At 71.5% G+C, this 25,590-nt stretch carries 25 protein-coding genes and 1 tRNA gene; 7 read left to right on the top strand and 19 right to left on the bottom strand.

Annotated features, from left to right (window positions below):
* Window positions 1–66: 66 nt before the first annotated feature.
* Window positions 67–1,290: a DUF4032 domain-containing protein gene (locus NIE111_RS03855; protein WP_238683063.1), complete on the bottom strand. Its 1,224-nt coding sequence runs from the start codon at window positions 1,288–1,290 to the stop codon at window positions 67–69.
* Between the two features lie 120 nt (window positions 1,291–1,410).
* Here NIE111_RS03855 and NIE111_RS03850 point away from each other — a divergent pair, with 120 nt between their 5' ends.
* Together NIE111_RS03850 and NIE111_RS03845 are read left to right on the top strand one after the other, a co-directional pair.
* On the top strand, window positions 1,411–2,148 hold the full coding sequence (locus NIE111_RS03850) for a phosphatase PAP2 family protein (RefSeq protein ID WP_238683141.1): 738 nt from the start codon (window positions 1,411–1,413) through the stop codon (window positions 2,146–2,148).
* Window positions 2,149–2,158: 10 nt separating this feature from the next.
* Window positions 2,159–3,394, top strand: a complete 1,236-nt coding sequence (locus tag NIE111_RS03845) for an APC family permease (protein ID WP_238683062.1) — start codon at window positions 2,159–2,161, stop codon at window positions 3,392–3,394.
* A gap of 19 nt (window positions 3,395–3,413) precedes the next feature.
* Here NIE111_RS03845 and NIE111_RS03840 read toward each other — a convergent pair whose 3' ends face one another.
* From NIE111_RS03840 to NIE111_RS03815, 7 genes are all read right to left on the bottom strand, one after another.
* On the bottom strand, window positions 3,414–4,199 hold the full coding sequence (locus NIE111_RS03840) for an ABC transporter permease (RefSeq protein WP_238683061.1): 786 nt from the start codon (window positions 4,197–4,199) through the stop codon (window positions 3,414–3,416).
* Entirely contained in the window at window positions 4,196–5,185 is a 990-nt protein-coding gene (locus NIE111_RS03835) for an ATP-binding cassette domain-containing protein (RefSeq protein ID WP_238683060.1), read from the bottom strand. Before NIE111_RS03835 ends, NIE111_RS03840 begins: the two co-directional genes overlap by 4 nt.
* Window positions 5,186–5,215: 30 nt before the next feature.
* Entirely contained in the window at window positions 5,216–8,068 is a 2,853-nt protein-coding gene (locus NIE111_RS03830) for an AfsR/SARP family transcriptional regulator (protein WP_238683059.1), read from the bottom strand.
* Window positions 8,069–8,111: 43 nt separating this feature from the next.
* On the bottom strand, window positions 8,112–8,633 hold the full coding sequence (locus NIE111_RS03825; RefSeq protein WP_238683058.1) for a GNAT family N-acetyltransferase: 522 nt from the start codon (window positions 8,631–8,633) through the stop codon (window positions 8,112–8,114).
* The gene (locus tag NIE111_RS03820; RefSeq protein WP_238683057.1) at window positions 8,630–8,920 is read right to left on the bottom strand and encodes a type II toxin-antitoxin system TacA family antitoxin; all 291 of its coding nucleotides are present in this window, start codon (window positions 8,918–8,920) and stop codon (window positions 8,630–8,632) included. Before NIE111_RS03820 ends, NIE111_RS03825 begins: the two co-directional genes overlap by 4 nt.
* A gap of 118 nt (window positions 8,921–9,038) precedes the next feature.
* On the bottom strand, window positions 9,039–9,374 hold the full coding sequence (locus tag NIE111_RS32375; RefSeq protein ID WP_372488276.1) for a DUF416 family protein: 336 nt from the start codon (window positions 9,372–9,374) through the stop codon (window positions 9,039–9,041).
* A 40-nt stretch (window positions 9,375–9,414) separates the two neighbouring features.
* The gene (locus tag NIE111_RS03815) at window positions 9,415–11,385 is read right to left on the bottom strand and encodes a potassium channel family protein (RefSeq protein WP_238683056.1); all 1,971 of its coding nucleotides are present in this window, start codon (window positions 11,383–11,385) and stop codon (window positions 9,415–9,417) included.
* Window positions 11,386–11,480: 95 nt separating this feature from the next.
* Here NIE111_RS03815 and NIE111_RS03810 point away from each other — a divergent pair, with 95 nt between their 5' ends.
* From NIE111_RS03810 to NIE111_RS03795, 4 genes are all read left to right on the top strand, one after another.
* A complete protein-coding gene (locus NIE111_RS03810; protein ID WP_238683055.1) occupies window positions 11,481–11,969 on the top strand; it encodes an MSMEG_6728 family protein in 489 nt (162 codons plus the stop codon).
* 24 nt (window positions 11,970–11,993) lie between these two features.
* A complete protein-coding gene (locus NIE111_RS03805) occupies window positions 11,994–13,541 on the top strand; it encodes an FAD-dependent oxidoreductase (RefSeq protein ID WP_238683054.1) in 1,548 nt (515 codons plus the stop codon).
* Window positions 13,542–13,608: 67 nt separating this feature from the next.
* Complete coding sequence (locus NIE111_RS03800) at window positions 13,609–14,817, top strand: hypothetical protein (RefSeq protein WP_238683053.1); 1,209 nt, start codon at window positions 13,609–13,611, stop codon at window positions 14,815–14,817.
* A 211-nt stretch (window positions 14,818–15,028) separates the two neighbouring features.
* Window positions 15,029–15,472: an HNH endonuclease gene (locus NIE111_RS03795; protein ID WP_238683052.1), complete on the top strand. Its 444-nt coding sequence runs from the start codon at window positions 15,029–15,031 to the stop codon at window positions 15,470–15,472.
* Window positions 15,473–15,541: 69 nt separating this feature from the next.
* On the opposite strand, the gene NIE111_RS03790 is transcribed toward NIE111_RS03795, so the two are convergent.
* From NIE111_RS03790 to NIE111_RS03775, 4 genes are all read right to left on the bottom strand, one after another.
* Complete coding sequence (locus NIE111_RS03790; RefSeq protein WP_238683051.1) at window positions 15,542–17,128, bottom strand: serine/threonine-protein kinase; 1,587 nt, start codon at window positions 17,126–17,128, stop codon at window positions 15,542–15,544.
* 78 nt (window positions 17,129–17,206) lie between these two features.
* Window positions 17,207–17,707: a hypothetical protein gene (locus NIE111_RS03785; protein WP_238683050.1), complete on the bottom strand. Its 501-nt coding sequence runs from the start codon at window positions 17,705–17,707 to the stop codon at window positions 17,207–17,209.
* A gap of 150 nt (window positions 17,708–17,857) precedes the next feature.
* Window positions 17,858–18,625: an enoyl-CoA hydratase/isomerase family protein gene (locus NIE111_RS03780; RefSeq protein WP_238683049.1), complete on the bottom strand. Its 768-nt coding sequence runs from the start codon at window positions 18,623–18,625 to the stop codon at window positions 17,858–17,860.
* 235 nt (window positions 18,626–18,860) lie between these two features.
* Window positions 18,861–21,254, bottom strand: coding sequence for a M4 family metallopeptidase (locus tag NIE111_RS03775; protein ID WP_238683048.1), 2,394 nt, complete (start codon window positions 21,252–21,254; stop codon window positions 18,861–18,863).
* A 151-nt stretch (window positions 21,255–21,405) separates the two neighbouring features.
* Between NIE111_RS03775 and NIE111_RS03770 the strand changes: the two genes are divergently transcribed.
* Window positions 21,406–21,960: a hypothetical protein gene (locus NIE111_RS03770; protein WP_238683047.1), complete on the top strand. Its 555-nt coding sequence runs from the start codon at window positions 21,406–21,408 to the stop codon at window positions 21,958–21,960.
* On the opposite strand, the gene NIE111_RS03765 is transcribed toward NIE111_RS03770, so the two are convergent.
* From NIE111_RS03765 to NIE111_RS03740, 7 genes are all read right to left on the bottom strand, one after another.
* Window positions 21,948–22,592: a histidine phosphatase family protein gene (locus tag NIE111_RS03765; protein WP_238683046.1), complete on the bottom strand. Its 645-nt coding sequence runs from the start codon at window positions 22,590–22,592 to the stop codon at window positions 21,948–21,950. The genes NIE111_RS03770 and NIE111_RS03765 overlap by 13 nt on opposite strands.
* Window positions 22,593–22,659: 67 nt before the next feature.
* A complete protein-coding gene (locus tag NIE111_RS31890) occupies window positions 22,660–22,794 on the bottom strand; it encodes a hypothetical protein (protein WP_274530622.1) in 135 nt (44 codons plus the stop codon).
* Between the two features lie 33 nt (window positions 22,795–22,827).
* Entirely contained in the window at window positions 22,828–23,247 is a 420-nt protein-coding gene (locus NIE111_RS03760) for a VOC family protein (RefSeq protein ID WP_210780869.1), read from the bottom strand.
* Between the two features lie 35 nt (window positions 23,248–23,282).
* The gene (locus NIE111_RS03755; RefSeq protein ID WP_238683045.1) at window positions 23,283–23,684 is read right to left on the bottom strand and encodes a helix-turn-helix domain-containing protein; all 402 of its coding nucleotides are present in this window, start codon (window positions 23,682–23,684) and stop codon (window positions 23,283–23,285) included.
* A gap of 112 nt (window positions 23,685–23,796) precedes the next feature.
* On the bottom strand, window positions 23,797–24,279 hold the full coding sequence (locus NIE111_RS03750) for a hypothetical protein (protein WP_238683044.1): 483 nt from the start codon (window positions 24,277–24,279) through the stop codon (window positions 23,797–23,799).
* Window positions 24,280–24,451: 172 nt separating this feature from the next.
* The gene (locus tag NIE111_RS03745; protein ID WP_238683043.1) at window positions 24,452–25,237 is read right to left on the bottom strand and encodes a hypothetical protein; all 786 of its coding nucleotides are present in this window, start codon (window positions 25,235–25,237) and stop codon (window positions 24,452–24,454) included.
* 130 nt (window positions 25,238–25,367) lie between these two features.
* Window positions 25,368–25,444, bottom strand: a tRNA-Thr gene (locus NIE111_RS03740).
* Between the last annotated feature and the right edge of the window lie 146 nt (window positions 25,445–25,590).

Raw genomic sequence — 25,590 nt, 5'->3', positions numbered from 1 at the left:
CGACATCAGCTCCAAAGGCCCCCAGCACATACTCCCAACGCCACGGGGAGCAGGCGGAGGCCCAGCTCAACCGATGGCGGGGACCTCGACGCCGAGGATGGCCTGCTCGTCGGGGCGGTGCACCAGCACGTCGGACAGGTACGACTGGACGGCGTGGCGCATGCCGACGTCCCGGCCCGCCTTCTCGGAGAGCAGCCACTTGTGCTCGATGATCTGGGCGAACAGCTCCTGCGGCTCCAGCTTGCGGCGCAGGTGCGCGGGGACGGCACGGACCACCGGCTCGAAGACCTCGGTGAGCCAGCGGTGGGCGGCCTGCTGCTCGTCCATCAGGTCGCTCTCCGCGCGGTAGGCGTCCAGGTCGTTGAGCAGCTTGCGGGCCTGGTTCTCCTCGGCGTCCAGGCCGGTCAGCCGCAGCAGCCGTCGGGTGTGGTAGCCGGCGTCGACGACCTTCGGCCGAACCAGGAACCGCCCGTCGTCGATTGACGACATGGCCACCTCGGCGACGTCGAAACCCAACTCGTTGAGGCGGCGGATCCGGCCCTCGATGTCGTGCCGGGCCTCCCGCTCGATCGCCTGCTCGTAGGTGATCTCGTGCCAGAGCCGCTCGTAGCGCTGCACGACCTCCTCGCAGACCACCTCCGGGTCGATGGACTCGTGCAGCAGACCGGCGGCCTGCAGGTCCAGCGCCTCACCGAAGATGTTCACCCGGGCGATCTCCAGGTCCTCGCCGCGCTGACCGTTGGAGAGCTTGTTGTGCAGGGCACCCGTCTCCGCGTCCACCAGGTAGGCGGCGAAGGCGCCAGCGTCCCGCCGGAACAGCGTGTTAGACAGCGAGCAGTCGCCCCAGAAGAAGCCGGTCAGGTGCATCCGCACGATCAGGGCGGCGAGCGCGTCGAGCAGCCGGCTCATCGTCTCCGGTCGAAGGGTGTGTGAGAAGAGCGCCCGGTACGGCAGTGAGAACTGCAGATGCCGGGTGATCAGCACCGATTCGAGCGGCTCCCCGTCCTCGGTCTGCCGGTCGGCGACGACAGCCACCGCCTCGACCGAGGGAAAGTCGATCCGCTCCAGGGCCCGGAGCAGGTCGTACTCCCGCTCGGCGATCCGCTCGCGGGTCTCCTTGAACGCGTACACGTAGTCGCCCAAGCGGACAAAACGGACGATGTGCCGGGAGATGCCCTGCGGCAGCGCCACCAGGTGTTGGGCAGGCCACTCCTCCAGCGGTGTCGACCAGGGCAGGTCGAGCAGCGCCGGGTCCACGAGGGCAGACGTGATCCGCACGGGCACAAGCATGACTGGTCGCCCCCCGCATCCGCCCCTGATCGTGGTTGGGCCCACAGCGCCGCACACCCCGGCCTCGCGCCGGGCCGGTAGCGTGGTCGCGTGCTCAAACCCACAGCGGTACGACGTGACCTGCGGCTACGGCCCGTCCGCCCGGCCGGCTGGTGGTTCGACGCGCTCCTGCTTGTCGGTCTGGTCGGGTTGACGGTGGCGCTCGCCGCAGACCAGTTCTTGGGATTGGACCGGGCGGTCGCCGACTGGGCCGACGGGCACCGGCCGGCCGCCGCGTACTGGGTCGCCCGGGTGCTGAACTTCCTCGGCCAGGGCACCCCACTGACGTTGATCGCCGCCGGGCTGGGCGTGCTGCTGGCCGTCCGGCTGCGGTCGGTGCGACCGATCCTGCCTCCGGTGGTCGCGTTCGTGCTGACCAACCTGACGATCGGCCCACTCAAGATCTGGACCGCGCGGGCGGCACCGAGCGCCAGCGTCAAGGAGCCGTTCCTGACACCCGAGCAGACCCTGCCGCTGTTCCACGACGACCTGCCGGTGCGGTTCGCCCAGTCCTACCCGTCGGGGCACGTCGCCAACGCGATCGTCTGGTACGGGGTCATCGCGCTGCTGCTCGCCCCGCTGGCCCGCAGCTTCGGCCGCCACCTGCCGACCCGGCTCGTCACAGTGATCCGCGTCGTGCCGCCGCTGGTCGTCCTCACCACCACCACCTACCTCGGCTGGCACTGGCTGACCGACTCGGTGGCCGGGCTGCTGCTGGGCCTGCTCCTGGACCGTCTGCTGCACCGGGCACCCTGGGACGGCGTGCCGCTCCCCGGCCGGTTACGCGAGTGGGATCGCCCGTTCACCTCGTACCCCTAGGTTCTGGTTCGTGGATCAACTGGCGCGGCGGCTGGGCGTACCCGATGCGGTTGTCATCGGGCTGGGCTCGATGCTGGGTGCGGGCGTCTTCGTGGTCTTCGGCCCGGCGGTGGCGGCGGCCGGCGGTGCCGGTCTGCTGCCCGCGCTGGTGCTGGCCGGCTTCGTCGCCTTCTGCAACGCGACAAGTTCGGCGCGGCTCGCGGCCCGTTACCCGGAGTCCGGCGGCACCTACGTCTACGGCCGGGAGCGCCTCGGGCCGTTCGCCGGATTCGTGGCCGGCTGGGGCTTCGTGGTCGGGAAGACGGCGAGTTGCGCCGCGATGGCGTTGACCGTCGGGGCGTACCTCTGGCCGGGGCAGGCCCGGCTGGTAGCCGTCGGCGCGGTGCTCGCGGTGACCGCAGTGAACCTGCGCGGCATCGGCAAGACCGCCACAGTGACCAGGGCGTTGGTCGCGCTGGTGCTGGCGGTGCTGGCGTTGGTCGCCGTCGTCGGCCTGGTCGGTGGGCCTGTGCATCTGGACCGGCTCGGCGAGCCCGGCGGTTCGGCGCGGGGCGTGCTCACCGCCGCCGGGTTGCTGTTCTTCGCCTTCGCCGGGTACGCCCGGATCGCCACGCTGGGCGAGGAGGTCCGCGACCCGCAGCGGACCATCCCGCGCGCGGTGCCGCTGGCGCTCGGAGTGGTGCTCGTGATCTACCTGGTGCTGGCCGTGGTCGCCCTCGGCGTGCTCGGCGCCGACCGGCTGGCCGACTCCGCAGCGCCCCTGGTCGACGTGGTGACCGCCGCCGGGCTGCCCGACCTGGCATGGGTGGTCCGCGCCGGTGCCACCGTCGCGGTCGTCGGGGTGCTGCTGTCCCTGGTCGCCGGGGTCGGTCGGACCACCCTCGCCATGGCCCGCCGCCGTGACCTGCCCGGCGCGCTGGCCGCCGTGCACCCGGTGCACCAGGTGCCGCACCGCGCCGAACTGGCGGTCGCCGCCGTGGTGATCGTGGTGGTGCTGCTCGGCGACGTACGCGACGCGATCGGCTTCTCCAGCTGCACGGTGCTGGTCTACTACGCGATCACCAACGCCGCTGCGCTCACACTGGGCCGCGACCCGGACCGACGGTTGCCGGTCCGGGTGCTGGCCGGTCTGGGGCTCTTCGGTTGTCTGCTGCTGGCGGTCAACCTGCCGCTGGGCAGCGTTCTCGTCGGCTTCGGTGTGCTCGCCGTCGGTGCCGCCTTCTACGCGCTGCCGGCCCGCCGCTGACCGAGGCCGACGGCCGGAGTCAACGGCTCAACCGCTGGTAGCGGCGCACGGCCAGCGGGGCGAACGTCGCGATCAGCAGCACCGGCCACAGCACCGCCAACAGCATCGCGTGCTCCGCCGGCCAGGAGTCGCCACCCAGGCCCGGGTTGCCGAACAGTTCACGGATCGCCGCGACGGTGGCCGACAACGGATTCCACTCCGAGATCGTCCCGATGACCGGGGGCATCAGCTCGGGCGACACGAAGACGTTGGAGATCGCGCTCAACGGGAACGCCGCCGGGAAGACGATCACGCCGACCGTGTCCGGGTTGCGGACCAGCAACGCCAGGTAGATCCCGACCCAGGTGATCGCGATTCGCAGCAGCAGGAGGAGGCCGACGGCGAGCATCGCCTTGCCGACACCCTGCCGCCACTGCCACCCGACGAGCAGGCCACACACCAGGAGGGTGGACATCTCCAACAGGGCGCGCAGCAGGTCGGCGGCGCTGCGACCGGTCATCAGGGCGGACCGTGCCATCGGCATCGACCGGAACCGGTCGACCACGCCCCGGCTGAGGTCGAGCGCCACGCCGGTCGCGGTGGCCCCCAGCCCGTAGAGCATCGTCATCACGAAGACCCCGGGCAGCAGGAACTCGCGGTAGTCGCCGCCACCGGCCACCTGCATGCCGCTGCCGAACACGTACCCGAAGACCAGCACGAACATGATCGGCAGCGAGAAGTAGAGGATCAGCTCCTCCGGAGCGCGGACCACGTGGGTCATGTTCCGCCTGGTCATCGTCCAGCCGTCAGCGATCGCGGTGGTCATGCCCTCTCCCCAGTTCGTCCGGCCGCCACGGGCTCGCGGGTGTCGTCCGGCCGGTGCCCGGTCAGGTGCAGGAACGCCTCGTCCAACGTCGCGCGCCGCAGACCGATGTCCTCGACAGCGATCCCGGCGTCGTCCAGCGCGCGAACCACGTCGACCAGGCCGGCGACGCGATCGAGCACCGGCGCGCTGAGGCGTCGGACCTCCCTGTCGAGTTCGGGCTCCGCACCGCAGATCGGCGCGACGAGACGGGCCGCCTGGCTCAGCTCGGCCGCGTCGCGGACCACCACCTCGATCCGGTCGCCACCGGTCATCGCCTTCAGCTGGTCGGGCGAACCCTCGGCCACCACCCGGCCGGCGTCGATCACCGAGATCCGGTCGGCGAGCTGATCGGCCTCCTCCAGGTACTGCGTGGTGAGCAGCACCGTCGTCCCGTCCGCCACGAGACCGCGGACCAGGTCCCACACCTGGTTGCGGCTGCGCGGGTCCAGGCCGGTCGTCGGCTCGTCCAGGAACAGCACCCGCGGCGTACGGATCAGGCTCGCGGCAAGGTCCAGTCGGCGACGCATCCCACCCGAGTACTCACCGGCGGAACGACTCGCCGCCTCGTCGAGCCCGAACCGTTCCAGCAGCTCACCGGCGCGTCGGCGGGCCTCCCGTCGGCCGAGCCGGAACAACCGGCCGAACAGCTCCAGGTTCTGCCGGCCGCTGAGGATCTCGTCGACCGCTGCGTACTGCCCGGTCAGCCCGATCCGGGCGCGCACCTCGTCCGGCCGGCGCGCCACGTCGTACCCGGCCACTGTGGCCCGTCCCGTGTCGAAGCGCAGCAGCGTGGTGAGGATCCGTACGGCAGTCGTCTTGCCAGCGCCGTTCGGTCCCAGCAGTCCGTGGACCGTGCCGGGCGGCACCGTCAGGTCGAACGTGTCGAGCGCGCGGGTCGGGCCGTACCGCTTGCCCAGACCCTCGGCGACCACCTCGAATGTCGTCATGCCCCCACGATGCGGCCGGGCGCTGACGGATCACGCACCGTCCGCTGACGGCGGCGCACCGGCCTTCTCCGCCTCGGTGATCTCCTTCAGGACGAGAATGATCTCCGCACGGGCGGCCTCGCCGACGTACCAGCCGGTGAGCCCACCGGCCAACGCCTCCTCGCAGTACAGCCTCGCCGCAGCCAGGTCCCCGCGCACCCGGGCCACCTGGGCGAGACCGAGCCGGGCGCTGGCCACGAACTCGGGCGCGCCGCTGCGCTGCGCGAGGAGCAGGGCACCGGCGAAGTCGTCGTGCGCCGCCGCGAGGTCACCGGCGCGCAGCCTTGTCTCGCCCCGGGTACGCAGCATGTCGGCCTGGTCGACGGCCGACCCGAGCGCCTCGACCAATCCCATGGCCTCGTCCATGTGGGCGCCCGCGGTCTCCGCATCGCCCTGCCAGGCGGCCAGTTCGCCGAGCGCACCGAGCGTGATCATGGTGCCCCACCGGTCCCCGGTGCCGCGGAAGCCGTCGAGCGCGGTGGCCAGCGCGGCCCTGGCCCGGTCCCGTTGGTCGCTCCACATCAGCGCCGAGCCGCTGCCCATCGCGCCGAGCGCGTTGATCCACGGGTCCGGGCCGACCAGCCGGCGCAGCTCCCCCATCAGCTCGTCGACATCCTCGGCACCGCCGGACGGCGGTCCGGTCGAGATCCCCGACAGGTACAGCAGGAAGGGCTGGCGGGGCGGCCGGTCGAGGCTGCGGATCACGGACCGCTGCGTCCCGAGGGACGGCAGAGGGCCGGAGCCGGTCAGGGAGGCGTTGTAGACGCAGAGGGCGAACTCCTCGCCCAGCCCCGGCGGCGCCTCGGTGCCGAGCAGTTCGAGAACGTCGCCGGCGAGCCGCGCCCCTTCCCCGCGCATGCCGCGCAGCCACCAGTAGAACGACAGGGCCGCGACCATCCCGGCCGCGTCGGACGCGTCACCGGCCGCGGTGGCCCGGCGCAACGCCGCGTGCAGGTTGTCCCGCTCCGCGTCCAGCAGTCGTAGCCAGTGCAGCTGTTCGACACACCGGAGGTGGTCGCTGGCGGTCCAGGCGAACTCCAGGAAGTACGCGGTGTGTGCGCGACGGAGTTGGTCGGCCTCGCCGGCCTCGGCGAGACGCTCGGCGCAGAAGGCCCGCACCGTTTCGAGCATCCGGTACCGGCCGCCGGTCATCTCCACGAAGGACTTGTCGACCAGACCGGTGAGCGCGTCGACGAACTCGGCGGTGGGCAGGCCGCAGACCCGCTCGGCCGCCTCCAGCGTGGCCCCACCGGCGAAGACGGTCAGTCGTCGGGCCACTTCCCGTTCGGCGTCGTCGAGCAGATCCCAACTCCACTCGACCACCGCCCGCAGGGTGCGGTGTCGCGGCGACACGGCCCGGTTGCCCGTCGACAACAGCCGGAACCGATCGTCGAGACGGGCGGCCACCTCGGCGACGGACAACGCGCGCAGCCGCGCGGCGGCCAATTCGATCGCCAACGGCAGGCCGTCCAGGCCGCGACAGATCCGCAGCACCATCTCGACGTTGGCCGGCGTGACGGTGAAGTCGGGGGCGACGTCGGCGGCCCGTTGGGCGAAGAGACCGACCGCCGCGTAGTCGTCGGCGTCCAACGCGGACGCGCCGAGCGGTGGCACTGTGAGCCCGGACAGCGGGCACAGCGCCTCACCGGCCAGCCCGAGCGGCTCCCGACTGGTGGCCAGGACGCGCAACGCCGGGCACGCGCTCAGCAACCGGGCCGCCAGCCGGGCCGCGTCGACGAGGACGTGCTCACAGTTGTCGAGCACCAGCAGCAGTCGCCGCTCGACGAGCGCCTCGACCAACCGGTCGACGGTCTGCCAGCCCGGCTCGGCCGGACCGCGCAGGCCCGCGTCGCGCAGGCCGAGCGCGCTCAGCACCGCCTGCGGAACGTCCGACCCGTCGGCCAGGCCGGCCAGCTCGACGAAGCGGACCTCCCCGTCGACCCGGCCCGCGGCCTCGATCGCCAGGCGCGTCTTGCCCGCGCCCCCGGGGCCGGTGAGGGTGACGAGCCGTCGCTCGCCGAGCAGGTCGCCGATGCGCTTGAGCTCCTCCTCGCGTCCGACGAAGGTGGTGAGTTGACTCGGCAGCACCGATTCGGCCGACAGGCGTTCCTGCCCACGCAGCACCGCCAGGTGAACGGCAGCCAGTTCCGCCGATGGGTCGACGCCGAGCTGATCGGCCAGCGTGTGCCGAGCGTCCTCGAACTCTGCCAGCGCCTCCGCCGGCCTACCCAGTGCCGCCAGGGCACGCATGAGCTGGCTCCGCGAGCGCTCCCGCAGGGGATGCGCGACGACCAACTCCCGCAACTCCGCGATCAGCGCGCTCTGTGCGCCCAACGCCAGATCCGCCTCGACCCGATCCTCGATGGCGGCCAACCGCAGTTCGTCCAGCCGGGCCGCCTGGGCGGGCACGCCGGCTGCGCCGATGGCATCGGCCAGGGCGGGACCACGCCACAGCTCCAGCGCCTCGCGCAACACCGTCGCCGCCCGGGGCCAGTCGCCGTCGACGAGCGCGCGGCGTCCCACCCCGGCGAGCCGTTCGAACCGGTACGCGTCGACATCGTCGGGGTCCACGGCCAGGCGGTAACCGGACGGGTGAAACTCGACCGGGTCGTGCCCGGCGGGCAGGGCCTGGCGTAGCCGCGACACCTGGGACTGGAGCGCGTTGGCAGCACCCCGGGGCGGATGCTCCCCGTACAGGCCGTCGATCAGGCGCTCCGGGGAGACCACCCGACCCGCGTCGAGCAGGAGGAGCGCCAGCAGGGCGCGCAGCCGCGGACCGCCCACGGGGACCTCTCGCCCGTCGGCCAGCACGACCTGGGTCGGCCCCAGGATGCGGAAACGCATGCCGTCGATTGTCGCTCAGCTCCGGCCGGTTCCGGCTGACCGATCAGCCGTTGACCGCGCGGCGAAGGTCCTTCATCAGCAGCAACAGGTGCATGGGGTCGGTAGGGCTGGCCTCAAACTTCGCCAGCCCCTGATAGAAGTCGCGGGCGGCTTCCGTCTCACAGTGAATGAGCACCGCACGTACGCCGATGACCTCGGAGGCGGCGGCTATCCGCCGCAGTGCGTCGACCACCAGGGCTCGGCCCAGTCCGACGCCCTGGGCGCTGCGGTCGACCCCGAGCCGAGTCAGGATCACCACCGGTTGGTGGTAGCGGCCGGCCCCCTGCTGCAGGCGAGGCGAGGCATCGGCGGGGGCGACGCTGCCGGCAGCCAGGGCGTAGTAGCCGGCCACTCGCTGATCGGGGTGCTCGTTGTCCCGCACCGCGTACACCCGGGACGAGCCCGCTCGATGGGCTTGCAGGGCATGCTCGACCAGCCACACCGATTGCGCGCGGGATCCGCAGTCGAACCCGGTCACCGCGAACTCGGCCGACAGCGGCTCGACCGCCGAGAAGCGGGAACTCACAGTGGCGCACCATCAGTCGGCGGGTCGAGCACCGTCGGGCCGGTCAACAGTTCCCGCAGCCCGGCGACGTCCTGGGCTGGCCCCTGCAACGCCTCGTCGAAGACCCGCCAGGCGTCCTCGTCGAGCAGGAACGCCCGCCGGTCGGCGAGCACATCCGCCGCGGCCTCGGTCGCCGCCTTCAACACGAACGTCGAGACGCTGTCCCCGGCGGCTTGACTGGCCGCCTCCAGCAACGCCTTCTGCTGCTCATCCACCCGCAGGTGCAGCCGCTCCGCCTTCGCACTCACCACCCGAGTGTACGCACAACGTACGCCCCGACAAAGTCGGATCGCCGCTAACACATCGTCGTCCCACCGCAGTTACAGGACACCACCAACTGGAGTTCGTCGAGCAGCGGCGCGAAGCTCAGCGACTGCTGTCCGGTCGCCGGCCGGGTGTCCGAGAATTGTGAGAGCCTCGGCCTGCCGGCAACTCGGAATGGTGCACGGCCGGCTGATTACCCGCCAAGGCCGACCAGACAACATCGACGCTGGCCCGGACGAGGTCAGCGTCACCGACCTGGTCCGGTTCGCTGAACTTTGTGTAGGACGGCACCAGAACCTCGACGCAACTAACCGCGAACGCAACACGCTGCCACGGTTCCAGTGCGGTAAGGACCGTGCGCAGCCGCTGACCGTCGAAGCTCTCGTTAGACGCTGCTCCAGCTTCAGTACGACGAGTGGGCTCAGTCTCCTTGCCCAAGGAACACCTCCGCGTCGAATGGTCGGCTGCGCCGGGGGTGTCAGCTCACCTCACCGGCCTCGTCATGACGGCGGGTCGGCTCGAAGTCGTCCGGCGGGCCGCCAGCGATTGTCGAGGAAGCGCCCCCGGCTGGCGCAACGGGGTGCGCCACGCCGACCCCGGGGTCCGTCTGGCCCGGCACCGCGGGAGACGCCGCCGCCGGGGTGTGCACCCCGCCGTGGACCGCCCCGGCCGGTCGGGGGACCGGGACGGGGTGGGCCGGCGGTGCGCATTGGCGCGTCAGCCAGTCCAACCCGCGTCGCCGGGCGACGACTGTCAGCCGGTCGCCGGCGAAGATCACCTGCCGGGGGTCCAGGTCCTTCCACCAGATGGTCTTGGCACCACCGGCCGGGGTGCGGGCGATCAGCCGGACCTGCCCGTCCCGGTTGACCACACCCAGCGGTCGGCCGTCCAGCTCGGAGCCGGCGGCGACCGGCACCTCGGCGACCGGCAACGCGTGCCGGTCGACGGGGATGGTGGTGATCACGGCGCGTTCGGTGAGCGCCCCGATGAAGGCCGGGGCGGCCAGGTAGGAGACCGAACGGGACACGCCGAGCGCGAAGGTCTCCTCCACCCGTTCGGCGAAGTCACCGTCGAAGAGCCGAAGCACCACGCGCAGGTCGGCGCGGAGGTCGCGGGCAGCGAGCGCCGCCTCCAGGTTGGCCACGTCGTCGGTGGACGCCACCACCAGCGCCTGACAGTCGGCCACCGAAGCGGCGACGAGTGTCTCCGGCAACGCGGCGTCGCCGACGATCAGCGGCACCTCCAGTTGGCGGGCCAGGGCGGCGCCGCGTGGCTCCGGATCCTTGTCGATCGCCACCACCTCGACGTCGTACTCGCGCAGCTGCGCCATCACCCGGGTGCCGACGTTGCCCAGGCCGATCACCACCACATGCCCGACCCGCGCGGGTTGCAGGCGGCCGGTGTGCAGGGCCAGCCGGGCGTTGACGATGCCGTCCACCACGACGGCGGTGATCAGTGGGATCAGCGCCAACCCGGCCAGGTTGAGCACCACCTGCATGATCTGGGCGTCCGCCGCCTTCGTGGTGTCCGGGTCGGCGCCGCTGAGCGTGGTGACCAGCGTCAGGTACAGCGCCTCCAGCGGAGAGACGTCCTCGGCCCGGGAGATCAGCGCCCCCAGCACCGCGATCAGCGCGAGCACCGCCATCACCGCGATGCCGATCTTGCGAGTGGCGAAGCCACGTACCGCCCCCAGCACCACAGCTACCGGACGACGCCGCCGACGCGCCCGGACCAACCGGCGGGCGGCGACCTCGGTGGCCGGTGGCTGACCGGTCGCCTCGGCGAGCACCAGGTCGGCGCCGGCCTGCTCGGCCGGCAGCAGCTCCACCCCCTGCGCCTCGCTGAGGTGCGCCAACGCGCAGACCACGTCCTGCTGTCGGACGTCGGCCCGACGCGCCACCCGCAGTGTCTTGTCCCGATGCTGGAAGGAACTCGGGTCGACCTCGTTGAGCGCGGCGGCCACGAACGCCGGCGCGGCCATCTCGGCGTCGGAGAGCACCTCGACCGGGGCCTTGAGCAGCTTGCGTACGCCGTCGGCGAGGGTGCCGTTGAACATCCGCAGCACCTGGCGGACCCGCTGGTCGACAGCCTGGGCGCAGAGCGCGGCGTGCAGGTTGCCCACGTCGTCCTGGTGCAAGAGGGCCAGCCCGGTCGCGCCGGCCAGACCGGCGGCCTCGAAGGTGGCCACGTCCAGCCGGTCCGAGCGGACCACCCGGACGCCGCGCAGCCCGGCCACGTCCGGCCCGTTGCTGCGGTAACGCTCCGGCACCACGACTGTCACCCGGGCCCCGCCCGCCGGCAGCTCGGATTCGAGCATCGCCCGGGCCACGTAGTAGGCGAGCGCGTCCTTGCCACAGATCACGTAGTGCGGGCGCGGATCACCGACGGACCGCAGCCGCCAGTTCCACTCGACCGCCCGTCGCGCCCGGTCCCGCCACGGCTCCGCCATGCCCGGATCGTAATCAGCACGGCCACGGTGGGCGACCCCGTCCGGATCATCCCGCGAGCAGGTATGTCCGTCCCGGCGACGGGTAGAGCAGCGACATGCAGACGTTCCTCCCGTACCCGGGCTTTCTGGCCAGCGCCCGCACGCTGGATCAGAAGCGGCTCGGCAAGCAGCGGGTGGAGGCCATCCAGGTGCTGCGTGGACTCACCCGACCCGGGTACGGCTGGCGCAACCACCCGGCGGTGAAGATGTGGGCCGGGTACGAGGAGGCGCTCGTCCGGTACGGGCTGGACATGTGCGCGGTCTGGACCGAACCGGGGCGGGCCGACACCTGCGCCACCACGATGACCGTCGACCTCGCGGCAGCCTGCGGGGCCGGCGTCGTTCGGAGCCAGGACGAGCTGGCCCGAGCCGGTGAGCTGCCACCGTGGCTGGGCCGCGACGACCTGCACCTGAGTCACCGCTCGTCGCTGCTGCGCAAGGACCCGACGCACTACCGCCCGCTGTTCGGCGACGACGTGCCGGAGGATCTGGAGTACGTCTGGCCGGCCTCCGACCGTCCCCGCCGTTGCTTACCAGCCGACTGATCCACGGTGGGGCAGACTGGGCCCATGGCGCTGTCGCAAGTGGTAGGTCGGCTGATCGGCGTACGGCAGCACCAGGTGGACCCGGGCGGCGGTGGCGCCGACCGGGTGCCGCGACCGACGACGGCGCTGGTGGTGGGTGGCGGCATCGCCGGGATGTCGGCGGCTGTGGTGTTGGCCGAGCGGGGTGTGGCGGTCACGGTGCTGGAGGCGGCACCGACCCTCGGCGGTCGACTGGGCGCCTGGCCGGAGGCGCTCGCCGACGGCCACCAGCAGAACGAGCACGGCTTCCACGCGTTCTTCCGGCAGTACTACAACTGGCGGTCCATCCTCCGCCGGATCGATCCTGACCTCGGCTTTCTCAAGCCGATTCCGGGCTACCCGATTCTCAGCGAGCAGTGGCCGACCGAGGAGTTCGGCAAGTTGCCGCCCGCGCCGCCGGCGAACCTGCTGGCGCTGCTGCTGCGCAGCCCCAGCCTGCGCCTGGCCGACCTGCGGCTGATGGACCGGGACGCGGCGCTGCCGCTGCTCAGCTACGACCCGGTGCGCACCTACGCCGACCTGGACGACAGCACCGCCGACGAGCTGCTGGCGTCGCTGCGACTGCCGGACCGGGCGCGGGCGATGCTGTTCGAGGTCTTCTCGCACTCGTTCTTCAACCACGAGGCGGAGATGTCGGCCGCCGAGATGGTCGCCCAGTTCCACTTCTATCTGCTCGGCAACCCGGAGGGTCTGGCCTTCGACTGCCCCGACGAGGACTACGCCACGGCGATCTGGGAGCCGCTGACCCGGCACGTGGAGAAGCACGGCGGCCGGGTCCTCACCAACTGCGCCGCCACCGGGGTGCACCGCGACGCCGAGGGCTGGCGGGTGACGACCACCGACGGCGGCAGCCATCCGGCGGGTCATGTCGTGCTCGCCGTCGACCCGCCGGCGCTCGCCGCGCTGGTGGCGGCCTCCCCGGACGTGGCCGAGCAGGCACCCGAGCTGGCGGCACGGATGCCGGCCTTCGGTGTCCCCGGCCCGCCGTACGCGGTGGCGCGCTACTGGTGTGACGGGGACGTGGCCGCCGAGCGGGCGGTGTTCAGCGGCGTGTCCCGCCAGCCCACTCTGGACTCGGTGACGCTCTACCACCGGCTGGAGAACGAGCCGCGGCGCTGGGCGCAGCAGACCGGTGGGTCGGTCGTCGAGCTGCACGCGTACGCCTGCGAGCCCGGCGTGCCGGCCGAGGAGTTGGCCGAGCGGATGCGCCGCGAACTGGTCGCGCTCTGGCCGGAGGCGGGCGACCTGCGGGTCCGCGAGCTGCGGGCCCGGGTGGAGGCGCAGGCGCCGGCGTTCACGCCGGGCAGCCACGCGTGGCGTCCGGGGGTACGCACCGACGCGAACGGCCTCTACCTGGCCGGCGACGGCATCGCCACGGACTTCCCGAGCGCGTTGATGGAACGCTCGGCCGCGACCGGGATCATCGCCGCGAACCACATCCTGCGCGCCGAGGGTGGCGCGGCCGAGCCGGTGCGCTCGATCCGGCCGCGTGGGCTGCTGGCCGGCAGGCCAAATCGACAAAACACAACATAAGCCACCGTAGGCTGCCGTACGCTCGAATGATCAACCGTCGATCGGCCGGGCGGGAGGGCAGCGGGAGATGTCACCACTGCACCGCGCCGGCGCGGAGAACGAGTCGCCGATCGACGAGATCGGCCACGACGACGCGTACCCGCTGATCCGCGACGAGCGCGCCTGCATCGTCACCGCGCTCCGGCTGGGATGGTGGATGGCGGACGCCTACCACCACGGGCAGCACGCGGAGCCCCGCGCCTTCGTCGAGGCTCGCCCTGCAGTACCGCCGGCCAAACTCTCCAACCTCACCGAGATGTCCGTCCACCGTCGGATGCGGATGTACCTCGACGGGGTGGACGTCGCCCTCGCTCAGATCGCCGACCTCACCCGGCACACCGGGCCGGTACCCGACACGTCGGCCGCCAGAGCCCTGCTCCCCGACCTGGGCCAGCCCGACTCCGCCGACCCGGTGCCGCTGCTGCTCGCCCTCGACGACCTCAACGTGGAGGTGCTGCGCTGGGCGATGGCCGCCAACCACCGGGTCGGGCTGGCCTACCGACTGGGCCGTTCGGTGGCCGACACCGTCCGAGCCGGCGACGTCACGCAGTTGCTGCGGCAGTTCGGCGGCCGGCAGGTCCAGATCAGCAGGTGGCTGGACGAGTTGGCCAGTGTGCTGCCGCCGTACTCGGCAGCGGTGGTGCGCCGCTCGCTGGCCGCCTGGGCGAGCGCTGTCGACAGTGCCGGCCACGGGGACCCGACCGAGCCGACGCCCGCCACCCTGAGCCGGGCGCTACGCGGCCAGGGCGACCTCTGGCGCGACGTGCTCACCGGCGGCCTGCACCCGCGCGACCTGCTCGACGAGGAGGACTACGCGGTGGTCGCCAGAAACTTGATCATCCGGGACCGCCGACTGGTGGCCCAGGCGGCGCGCGGCATCTTCTGGCCGGTGCTCGTACCCCTGCTGTTGGTGCTCTTCGCGGTCGTCGGAGTGAGTGCCGCCGCGGCCGCCGGCTCACCGACCACCAGGGCAACAGTGGCCCTGGTGGGCCTCGGCGCCGGGCTGGCGGCGATCTGGCGGTCGGTATCCGGGCCCGCGCTAGCAGTCGCCGGTGAGGTGAACCGGCCGCTGCTGGACAGCGAACTCACCGCTCGGATGGCGCTGCGGCTGAATCGACCGCTGACCACAGCCCAGGTCTCGGCCAAGGCGGCTCCCCGCACCCGTCGCCAGCGGCGTCCCGACGAGCCCGGCCGATCGAAATACGTTGCCCCTGTCTCCCCCGTCGACCTACCGTGAGCGCGCAAGGTCAACCACCACCGCGGGAGCAGCTCATGACGATGTCGCACGTCACCACCGTGCCGTCGACGCTGCCCGACGACGGTTACCGAGCGGAAGGTCCCCGGGCGGGCCGGCCCGACTGACGCGTACCCGTACGCGCTGAGCCGCCCCGTCCGACAGCCGGACCGGGCGGCTTCTTGCTGTCCGTCACCTCTGGAAAGGAGTCCCGGTGGACGCCGTCCTCGTCATCAACGCCGACCTCGGCCCGCTGCACCGGGTCACCGTCCAACACGCCGTCCGCATGCTCTGCCGTCGGGTGGCCGAGATCCACGAGGCCGAGCCGGACCGGGTGATCGGGGTCTTCCCGATGCCCCGGGTGGTGCGGCTGGTCCGCTTCGTGGTCACCCGGTGGAGGTTCAACTCCGGGCCGGCCTGGTCGCGCGCCGGTGTGCTGCGCCGCGACGACAGGTGCTGCGCGTACTGCGGCGGCCCGGCCTCCACCATCGACCACATCCTGCCCCGCTCGCGCGGTGGCCGGAACACCTGGCGGAACACCACCGCCGCCTGCTACGCCTGCAACCAGCGCAAGGGGGATCGGACGCCGGCGGAGGCGGGCATGCCGCTGCGCCGGGAGCCGGGTAACCCGGGCTGGGCGGCGCTGGCCGGGCGGTGACGGACCGGCCGGCGGGAACGGGGGGCCGCGTCCCGGGTACGTCCCGGGCGCGGCACCCGCCGGCCCCGTTCAGGCGGCGCGTTCCTTGACCTTCGACTTCAGCTGGCCGCTGGGGCACTGCACCCGGATCTCACTGCTGTGCGCCGCGGAGGTCAGCTCGACAACGATCTGCTTGGCGGGCCCCCTGTCGTAGTCCTCGACCCGGAAATCGGGCGCGAGCACCACAGTGAGCACCTCGACCGACTTCCCCACGCAGCGAGCGGTGACCGTCCCGCCACGCGCGCCGACGGGTACACCGGCGGCAGCGGTGGAAGTCGGCGCGGCAGTGGTCGGGCTCGGGCCAGAAGTGGCGGGCGTCGGGCCCGGGACCACCGGCCCGCCCGGACCGGACGGGGGGCTGATCCGGGTAGCCGGCGCGGTGTTCCTGGTCGGCGGTACGACGGACGGTCTGGCCTCGGCCGCGCCGGTCGGCTCCTCCGTGCTGGGCATCCCCACAGTGGTGGTGCCCGGGCCACTGCCGGCCGGCGCGGCGCTCTGCCCCTGTCGACGATTGCTGAAGTCGCCGAGCGACCCGGCGAGCGCCACCGCGGCGATCACGGCTCCGCCGACAGTCAGGATGGCCCGCCCCCGACGCCACGGCCCGCGCCTCATCCGCGCCGCCGAATCGCCGGTCGGCGCGGCCCCGGTCGGCGCGGCCCCGGTCTGCGCGGCCCCGGTCTGCGCGGCCCCGGCCGGCTCGGTGCCGGTCGGTGTGGCCCTGGTGGTGGCGTCGGTCGGCTCGGGGCCGGTCACCTCGGCGACATTCGCGGCGGAGGCAGCGGCAACGGCAGCCGCCTCGGGGGCCGCCCCGCTGGCGGCGGCGAGCAATATGCGGGCGGCGTCGGCGGCCGACGGCCGGTCGGCGGGGTCGCCGGCCAGGCACCAGCGAAAGAGCCGGTGCACCTCGGGCGGCACACAGTCGATCGGGGGCAGCGGGTCCGGCTCGACGGGCGTGTGCGCGCGGAGCATCCCGGTCTGCGCCTCGGCGGGCCAGGGCAATCGGCCGGTGAGCACCCGGTACAGCAGCAGGCCGAGGGCGTACACGTCGCTGGCCGGCAGCACCTCGCCGGCCTGCAATCGCTCCGGCGCCAGGTACGCCGGCGTACCCAGCAGCCGGCCCTCGAAGTCGATCTCCGGCGCGCCAGCGGCAGCCGCGATGCCGAAGTCGAGCACCTTCGCGCCGGTCGGTGTGAGCATCACGTTGCCCGGCTTGATGTCGCGGTGCACCAACCCCTGCTCGTGCGCGGCGGTGAGGGCCGAGGCCACCTCGGCGCACACCCGCAGACCGGCGCGCGGCGGCAACGGCCCGGCCACCAACCGGTGTTCGAGGGTGTGACCGCCGAGCAACTCCATCACCACGAACGGGACCTGCGCTCCGTCCAGCGCCGACTCGCCGTAGTCGTAGACGCTCGTGACGTGGGGATGCGACAGCCGGGCCGCAGCCTTGGCCTCGCCTCGGATCCGCTGTCGGGCGTTGGTGTCCGAGGCGATCAGCACCTTCACCGCCACGTCCCGTTCGAGCACCTCGTCGTACGCCCGATACACCTCCGACATGCCGCCACTGCCGAGGCGCTCCAGGAGCCGGTAGCGGCCCGCGAGCAACTGATCACGCTGCACGACGGACAGCCTGCCGTACCGGCCTGAGATCCGGGTACCCGGGATCGAAATCTCGCGATGAGTGGGACCGGCTTGCAGCTAGCGTCCGCTCAGATCCGGGTGGTCCCGCAGAAAGGCCTCACCCCGGTGGGCGTTCCGGAAGACCGACACGATCAGCACCGCCCAGATCACCAGCAGCAACCCGCCGATCACCGCGAAGAACGGCGCGAACCCCACGAATGCCTGACCAACGCTCGTCATCGCCAACCCGGCGGCCAGCACCACAAACCAGCGCTGGCCGGCGAACTGTCGGGCGGTCTCCACGAGGAGGGCCGGGTCTTCGTCGGTCTCGGGTGTGCCGCGTCGAACCTGCCTCGTCAGCCGCCGACGGTGCGACCAACTCAAGGTCAGCAACGGAGACTGCCGTGCCGCTCGGTAGCGCCCGGTGCGTACGACCCAGACGAGAGCGGCCACCTCGACGATGACTCCGAGAAACACCAGAACACGTCCGAGGTCGCTGGCCCAGCGCGGCGCTTCTCCGTCGAAGATGCCGGTGTCCTGACCACCGATCACGACACCGACCGCGAGCGCGCCGGCCATGACGGATGACAGGGCAACGGGAAGCAGCCACCGATGCCGGCGTCGCCCCTGCTCGATGCCTGTCGGGCTGGTGGTCCCCGTGTGCATCATGGCCCCCGATCACCAGTGGTGGACCGGCATTACCCATCGACGCGTCGGACTGAAACGCGGTCAGTGGTCGGTCGGTGGCCGCCAGGCGAAGCGGGGCTGCCGGCGTTCGGCGATCGCCGCGACCCCCTCCCGGGCCTCGCCGGTGCTCGTCACCTTCCGGTGCCACCAGGCGATCCGCGCAGCCTCGGCCCGCTCGTCGATGATCTCCTTCGCGGCGGCGATGCTCAGCGGAGACCGCTGGGCGATCGTCGCGGTCAGTTCCTCCACCCGTTCGGCGAGCCGGTCGGCCGGCAGCACCTCGTCGACCAGGCCGATTCGCAGGGCGCGCTCGGCGTCGATCAGTTCGGCGGTGAACAGCAGGAGCTTGGCGGCGGACGGGCCGACCAGCCGGGCCAGCCGGCGCGTCGTCGGTGCCGGGTAGACCAGCCCGAGCCGGGCCGGCGGTACGCCGAAACGGGCGTCGGCGGCGGCGATCCGCAGATCGCAGGCGACAGCGAGTTGAGCCCCACCGCCGACGCAGGCACCCCGGACGGCCGCGATCGTCGGCTTGGCGAACCGGGCCAGCCGGTCCTCGGCAGCCACCGCGATGCTGGCGTCACCGGCGTCCAGCAACTCGGCCAGGTCGCCGAGGTCGGCTCCCGCGCAGAAGGCGTCGCCGGCGCCGGTGAGCACCAACGCCCGTACGTCGGGGTCGGGCTCCAGCCGGTCGAGCAGTTCGGGAAGCTGACGCCACATGGCGGCGGTCATCGCGTTGCGCCGAGCCGGGTTGTGGATCACCACAGTCGCGACCGGTCCGGTCACCTCGACTGTCAACTCCGCGTCCGACACGTCCGCCCCTTCCCGCGCCACCGCCCGACGGCGCCGATCTGGCGAGCCGACGCCATGCACGCGTGCGGCGACCATAACGGCGCGGCGACGGGTCAGGTCACGCGGACTGCCAAGCAATCTTGGACAGTTTCCGTCATGCGCTAACGGAAACTGTCCAAGATTGCCAGGAAACCGGACCGGCGACCACCGTGAGGGGTGGCCGCCGGGCCGTCAGGTCAGGTCAGGTCAGGTCAGGTCAGGAGACGGTGACCGCCGTGTCGTCGACCACGAAGGACGTCTGCAGTGAGGAATCCTCGGTGCCGGTGAACCTCAGGTTGACGGTCTGGCCGACGTACGCCGCCAGCGAGAACGACTTCTGGCTGTAACCGGTGGCCTTGTTCAGGTTCGAGTAGGTCGCCAGTGTGGCCAGCACCGTTCCGCCCGAGTTCAGCACCTGCACGCGCAGCGTGTCGTACGCGACGCTGGTGGTGGTCTCGGCCGAGTCGATGTGCAACCAGAAGCTGACCGTGTACGACGAGCAGCCGCTCGGCAGGCTCACCGACTGGGCGAGCGTGTCGGTGTGGCTGGTGCCGTAGCCGCTCAGCCATGCCTTGTACGTCCCGGTGCGGGCAGGCTGGCTGCTGGCGCTGGTGATCACGCCGGAGCTGGCCGACCAGCCGGTCGCACCGGACTCGAAGCCCGGGTTGGCCAGCTTCTGCCCCGGCGCGGTGCAGCCGCCTCCGGTGCCGTTCACGGTGAGCCGGTAGGTGGCGCTGCGGGTGACCGACCCCGCGCCGTTGACAGTGACCGAGTAGGTGCCCGGCGGTGTGCTCGCCGAGGTGCTGATGGTGAGGGTGGAGGAGCCGCCCGAGTTCACCGAGGCGGGGCTGAACGCGGCGGTCGCCCCGCTGGGCAGGCCGGACGCGGAGAACGTCACCGTCTGCGCCGAGCCGCTGGTGGTGGCGGTCGAGACGGTGGTGGAGACCGAGCTGCCCGGGTTCACCGAGCCGGCGGTCGGTGACAGTGCCACGGAGAAGTCGTTGCCGGTCGAGCAGGGCGCGTCGTTGCCGGCGACGTTCACTGCGGTCCAGGCGGCCTGCACGGCCTTGTACTCGGTGGAGCAACTGCCGTGCAGGTCGGTGGCCGCCCGCAGGCTGTAGGCACGGGCGGTGTTCGCCGGGTTGGCGGTGTTCACGTACGACGTGTTGGAGGTGAAGTAGACGTCCAACGCTCGGAACCAGATCCTCTCGGCCTTGGCCCGGCCGATGCCGGCGACCGCGGGGGCGGATCCGCAGACCGGTGAGGTGCCGTACGCGGTGGCGCCGGTGCCCTCGGCGAGGTTGAAGTAGAAGTGGTTGGCGACGCCGGACGAGTAGTGCACGTCCTTGTTCTTCGTGCTGCTCGACCAGCAACTGTCGGACGAGCCGTCCAGCGACGGGTTGTACATGTAGCGCAGGGGCGTACCGTTGCCATTGATGTTGATCTTCTCGCCGACCTGGTAGTCGCCCGGGTCGGCCGAGGTGTTGGCGTAGAACTCGACCATGTTGCCGGAGATGTCGCTGGTCGCCTCGTTCAGGCCGCCGGCCTCACCGGAGTAGGTCAGACCGCCGGGGACCACGTTCTCGGTCACGCCGTGGCTCATCTCGTGGGCTGCCACGTCGAGCGCGACCAGCGGGCGGGCGTTGCCCGAGCCGTCGCCGTACGTCATCCGCGAGCCGTCCCAGAAGGCGTTGACGTAGTTGTTGCCGTAGTGCACCCGGCTCGGCACTCCGGTGCCGTTGCCGAAGATGCCGTTACGGGCGTGCGTGTTCTTGTAGTAGTCGAACGTCTTGGCGGCGCCGAAGTGGGCGTCCACGCCGGCGGACTGCCGGTTCGAGGTGGCCCCGGTACCCCAGGTGTTGTCGGCGTCGGTGAACGTGGTGCAGCTCGACGTGCCGTTGTTCATGTCGCAGGTCGACCCGTTGCCGTGGGAGGGGTCGACCAGCTGGTAGGTGCTGCCGGAGAGCGTCGTGTCGATGCTGACCGTGGCCGAGTAGAGGCTGTTGCCAGTGCCGGACACCGACTCGATCTCGTCGTAGGCGCCGACCGCCGCACCGGTGGTGGCATCGGTGATGACATGCAGCCGGGACGGGGTCTGCCCGTCGGGCTGCCACCCGCTGACCACCGTCTCCCACGCCAGCCGCCCTTGCCCGGAACTGGCGTCGACGAACAACTCCGGCGTGCCCACCGCCTCGGCCCTGCCGGCGAACTGGTCGCTGGCGGCCTTCTTCGCGGCCGCCGCGCTGGTCCTGGCCGAGGTGGCGAGGGTCAGCGGCGCGGCCAGTCCGACCGAACTGCCGGCGTACGTGCCGTTCGGCGCGGTGTGGATGACGAAGTCACCGCCGTACACCCGCAGGCCCCGGTAGGTGCGGGTGTAGCGGGTGTGGGCGGCACCGCTGGCATCCAGCTTGGTGCTGTGCACCCGGTAGGACTCGGCGCTCGAACCCTGGACCGCGCCGGGGTTCGTCCGTAGGACGGTTGCCGCTCGGGCCACGGCGGAGGCGTCCGGCGAGGGAGCGGTGGGGGGAGCCGCGTGCGCCGGGGTGACGACGCAGGCCAGCAGGCCGCTGGTGAGCAGCAGTGCGCTGACGGCGGCAGGAGCTCGTTTCACGTGCCCTCCTGGAAGGAGAAGAGTGTGACGGGGGTAGTCACGCATGTACATTCAGCTACCAGGAGGGAGGAAGGACGCCTCGGACCGCTTCCAGACATCGACAATGGCCGTTCGGGTGAGGCTCTTGACAAGGGAACCGACGCCGCCGTCGATGCGTCCGACGACCATGAGACCCACCTCGACAACCGGCGTCGCCATCGCGCTACTGGTCGTCCTCCTGACCGGCTGCACCAGCGCCGAACGCGCCCCCACCACCACCCCGAGCCAGCCCCCGGTCACCACCGCTCCCGGCCCGACCGGCACCCTGCTTCCGACCACCGCCCCCACCACCGCCCCCCAGGCCAGCGGCGCGGCCACCCGGGTGATGCTGCGAAGCTCCGGCGGCTTCGCCGGGCGCGGTGACGTGGTGACCGTCGAGCCGGACGGTCAGTGGACCGCCGTGGACCGGGCCGGCAGCCGGCGGTTTGGTCGGCTCAGCCCCGCCGACCTCGGCCGCCTAACAGCTCTGGCCGCCGACCCCCGACTGGCCGCCGAGGCGCGCCGGACGACAAGCCCGACCAACTGTGCGGACGTGTTCACCTACCGGGTCACCGTCGGCACGATCGAGACCGGGTACGCCGACTGCCCGGCCGAGGGGCCCCCGCCGCCGGCCACACAGGACGTGGTCAAGCTGCTGCTACGGGCCACCGGCACTCACACCAGATAGTCCGGGGGCAGGCCGGTCGCACGCAGCTCCGGCGGTAGGTGGGCCACGTCGTTGACGGCGACCAGATTCGGCGGGCCGGCCGCGCTGTACCGGATGACTGTCAGCCCCGCGTTGTGCGTGTTCACGCCCAGCCACCGCCACTCCGGCGCGTCGAGGGCGTGCCGCACCAGCCAGGCGATCAGGAAGCTGTGCGTCACGACCAGCTCGCGGACCGGTTCGCCGCCGGCGGGCCCCTCGGCGACCGGGCCGGCGAACCGCCGCACCGCGTCCGCCGTCACTCGCGGCCCGTCGACCCGCTCGGCCGCCGAGAACTGCGTCAGGAATTCGGCGTACGCGGGCGGCAGGCCGGTCGGATCCGTGTCGTGTGGGAGGTGGTCGCCGGCCAGCTCCGTCTCGTACACCGGAACGTGGGGTAGCGACGTGGCGACCAGCGCGGCGGTCTGCGCGGCCCGGCGCAGCGGCCCGTGGTGGACGGCGGCGAACCGCCGGGCCCGTAGGCGTTCGCCCAGCAGGGTCGCCTGACGCCGGCCGCGCTCCGACAGGCCGGTATCCGGTTCGCCGGCCTCCGGCCCACTCGGCTCGGAGAGATCCTGCTCGGCGTGTCGGGTCAGGTACAGCAACCGGGTCACCATGAGCCCCACCCCAACACACCGGGAGGTACGAGTTCGACCCGTACCTCCCGGTCCTGCGGGCGTCGGCTCAGTCCGTCCGACCGGACGCCGCCCGCGCGAAGGTGACCGCCTGCACGATCGCCGAGCCGACGAAGATCGGGCCGGCGAGCACCCCGCCGATCAACAGCAGGCGGTCCCGACCGACGGCGGCCGGTCGTACCACGGGAAAGCCGCGGCCTGGCTCATCGCCCGCCCCCTACGCCCCGGGGAACATCTGGCCGATGCGGATCCGGTTGCCGAACGGGTCCCGGATGCCGAAGTCGATCCCGTACGGGCGCTCGGTCGGCTCGTCGGTGATCTCGACGCCCTTCGCGACCAGATCCTCGTGCGTCTTGCGGGCGTCGTCAGTGGTCATGAAGAGGTACCCGCCGAGGGCACCCTTGGTGAGCAGCTCCCGGACCTGCTCGGCGGTGGCCGGGTCCAGCGCGGGCGGACCGGGCTTCTCCAACAGGATCTCGCGCTCCGGGTCGCCGGGCAGGTTCACAGTGAGCCACCGCATGAAGCCGAGGTCCTGGTCGGTGTTGACCTCCATGCCGAGCTTGTTGACGTAGAAGTCAAGCGCGGCGTCCTGGTCGAGGACGTAGATCTGGGAGCGGCTGATCGCGTTCATCGTCATGCCCATGACGCTAGAGGTAGGCCCTGACCTGCGGCTTATCCAAAACTGCTGGGTCGGGTCCAGGATTTGGTGAAGCACGACGGCACGTTGGTCGGCGCCACGCGCTGACGTCGGAAATCCGAGGGCGAGTCGCCGACGATCTGCCGGAACGTCCGACTGAACGTGCCCAGGCTGCCGAAGCCGACGGCGTAGCAGATGTCCGTCACGTCCCGGTCGGTCTCCACCAACAACGACATCGCCCGCTCCACCCGGCGGCGTTGCAGGTAGCGGTGCGGGGTCTCACCGAAGGTGGCTCGGAAGGTACGGATGAAGTGCGCCTGCGAGACGTGCGCGATCCGGGCCAACGCGGGAATGTCCAGAGGCTCGGCGTACGCCCGGTCCATCGCGTCCCGGGCGCGCAGCATCGCCCGGTTCGACTCCTCCACCGCCCGACTCATCGGCCCCCGCCCCGCTCCGCGCTGCTCCGGCCTCAGGTTACCGCCGGGCGCTCCGTCGCCCGCTCGGGTGGCGGCTCCGCGTTGTTCCTCGCCGGACCACCGGCGGCGTCGACTACCGGTTGGCCTCGCGCTCCCGGCAGTCGGCGTACGCCCAGGTTGCGGTGAGGTCCTCACTCGTCACGATCATCCTGCCGGCGAGACAGGCGATCTCGTGCCGGCACCCCTGCTCGTGCGGCAACACCTCGTCCAACATCACGTCGAGGAGTTGGGCCACATCCCACTCTCGGTCAGCCGGCTCGATCGTCAGACTCCGCACGCCACGGTAGCGAATGGTCAGGTCTTCCTCGTGCTTCCAACAGTTGTGCTGGAGGTACAGCTCAAGCCACCGGCTGCCGCCTGTCTCACCGGACGTCAGCCGCGCGGGCTTCAGGCTCTTGACACAGCGCTGGCCAACGAAGTCGTAGTGGCCGGGTTCCATAGCGAACCTGCGAGCCCCCTCAGGCAACGAGTCAGCAAGCGATGGCAACTGCTCGAGGTATGCCGAGGGATCATGAAAGATGCCGTCTCTGGTTCGTTCAAGGCTGACGTATCTCATTGCCGCCCCTCCGCCAATGCTCGACTCGCGGCAGCGCCCTCAGCGGTCCGTACGTGGACGGCAGGGTCTGCAGCACTGGCGGCGATTGTCTCCGACCCCGACAACCCCCGTGTGCCCACACCTGTGGGACACCGTGCGCCAGGAGGGACACCGGCTCGGTACGGCTGAGCTGTCACTTGCGGTAGTAGAAGTCGGCGGCCTCACCAGCGCGTGCCGGCGCGTTGATCTTCAAGGGCTTTCCGTGATCCTTCATGGTGGTGGTCAGCGTCAGTTTCGGGCCCTCGCTGGGACTCAGCTCGACCTTGATCGAGGTGACCCAACCCTTGTCGTCGGTCGTGATCGTGAACGGCGACAGGCGTATGCCGATCGAGACGATGCTCGGTGCGCCCACGGGGAGGAACGACGTGGCGTCCTTGCCGGTCGGGTCGAAACGGCCGGTGTAGGTGCGCGGGTCGACGCGGTCCACCGAGGCGATCGACGAGGTGAACGCCTTCAGGCCGGTCGGGTCGACCCAGTCGAAGCGGAGGAAGGGATCGTCGCGCTTCACTCGCTTCAGATCGACGTGCACCCAGTTCTTGTCGTCGGACGGCCGCACGTAACTGTCGTTGCCGATCACGATCCGGCTCCCCGCCGACGGGTACTTCCCACCGGTGACCGAGATCGTGGTCTGGAAACGGCGCTTCTTCGGATCGAAGGCACCCGTGCCGTTGACCTTCTGCCCTTCGGGCAGGTTGCCGCGCACCGCGTACCGGTGGGCAGCCCCCTGCGACCGCTGCAATGCCGCGGCCAGCTCACCGCGGACGTCGGGCGTCGGGGACGGCGCGGCAGAGGCAGTGGCAGTGGCGGTGGCCGCAACCGGTTCGTCGGTGCGCGTGGGCTCAGTCGTCGGAGTGCAGCCGGCGGCGAACAACAGACCGCCGGTCAGACCCAACGCGAGCAGAATGGTGCGGTGTTTCATTGTGATTCCCCCGTGGACCGCCGCCTGATGGCGGGACGGAGGCACGATAGCGAACCTGGTCGACGTCCGGTTGCCCCTCAGGGCGGACCGGCAGAGGCACACGGTGCCGCTCGGATACGTCTGATGTAATTGGAGCCCCCGGCCGGGATCGAACCGGCGACATCTCGCTTACAAGGCGAGTGCTCTGGCCAGCTGAGCTACAGGGGCGCGTGCGTCGAGGTCAGCATAGCGACTGACGTCCGGATATCCCGATCGCGTGGCCTCCCGAGCACGGGAATCGTCAACAACCCGACGCAGACTCGTTTCCCATGGTGTCGATTGATGTCTGACCGTGCCCGAGTGACCGGAATGCG

It is taken from the genome of Micromonospora hortensis (assembly GCF_022230935.1).
GTDB lineage: Bacteria > Actinomycetota > Actinomycetes > Mycobacteriales > Micromonosporaceae > Micromonospora > Micromonospora hortensis.
The sequence above is the reverse complement of the archived record's forward strand: the minus strand, read 5'-3'. Positions and strand labels throughout refer to the sequence as shown.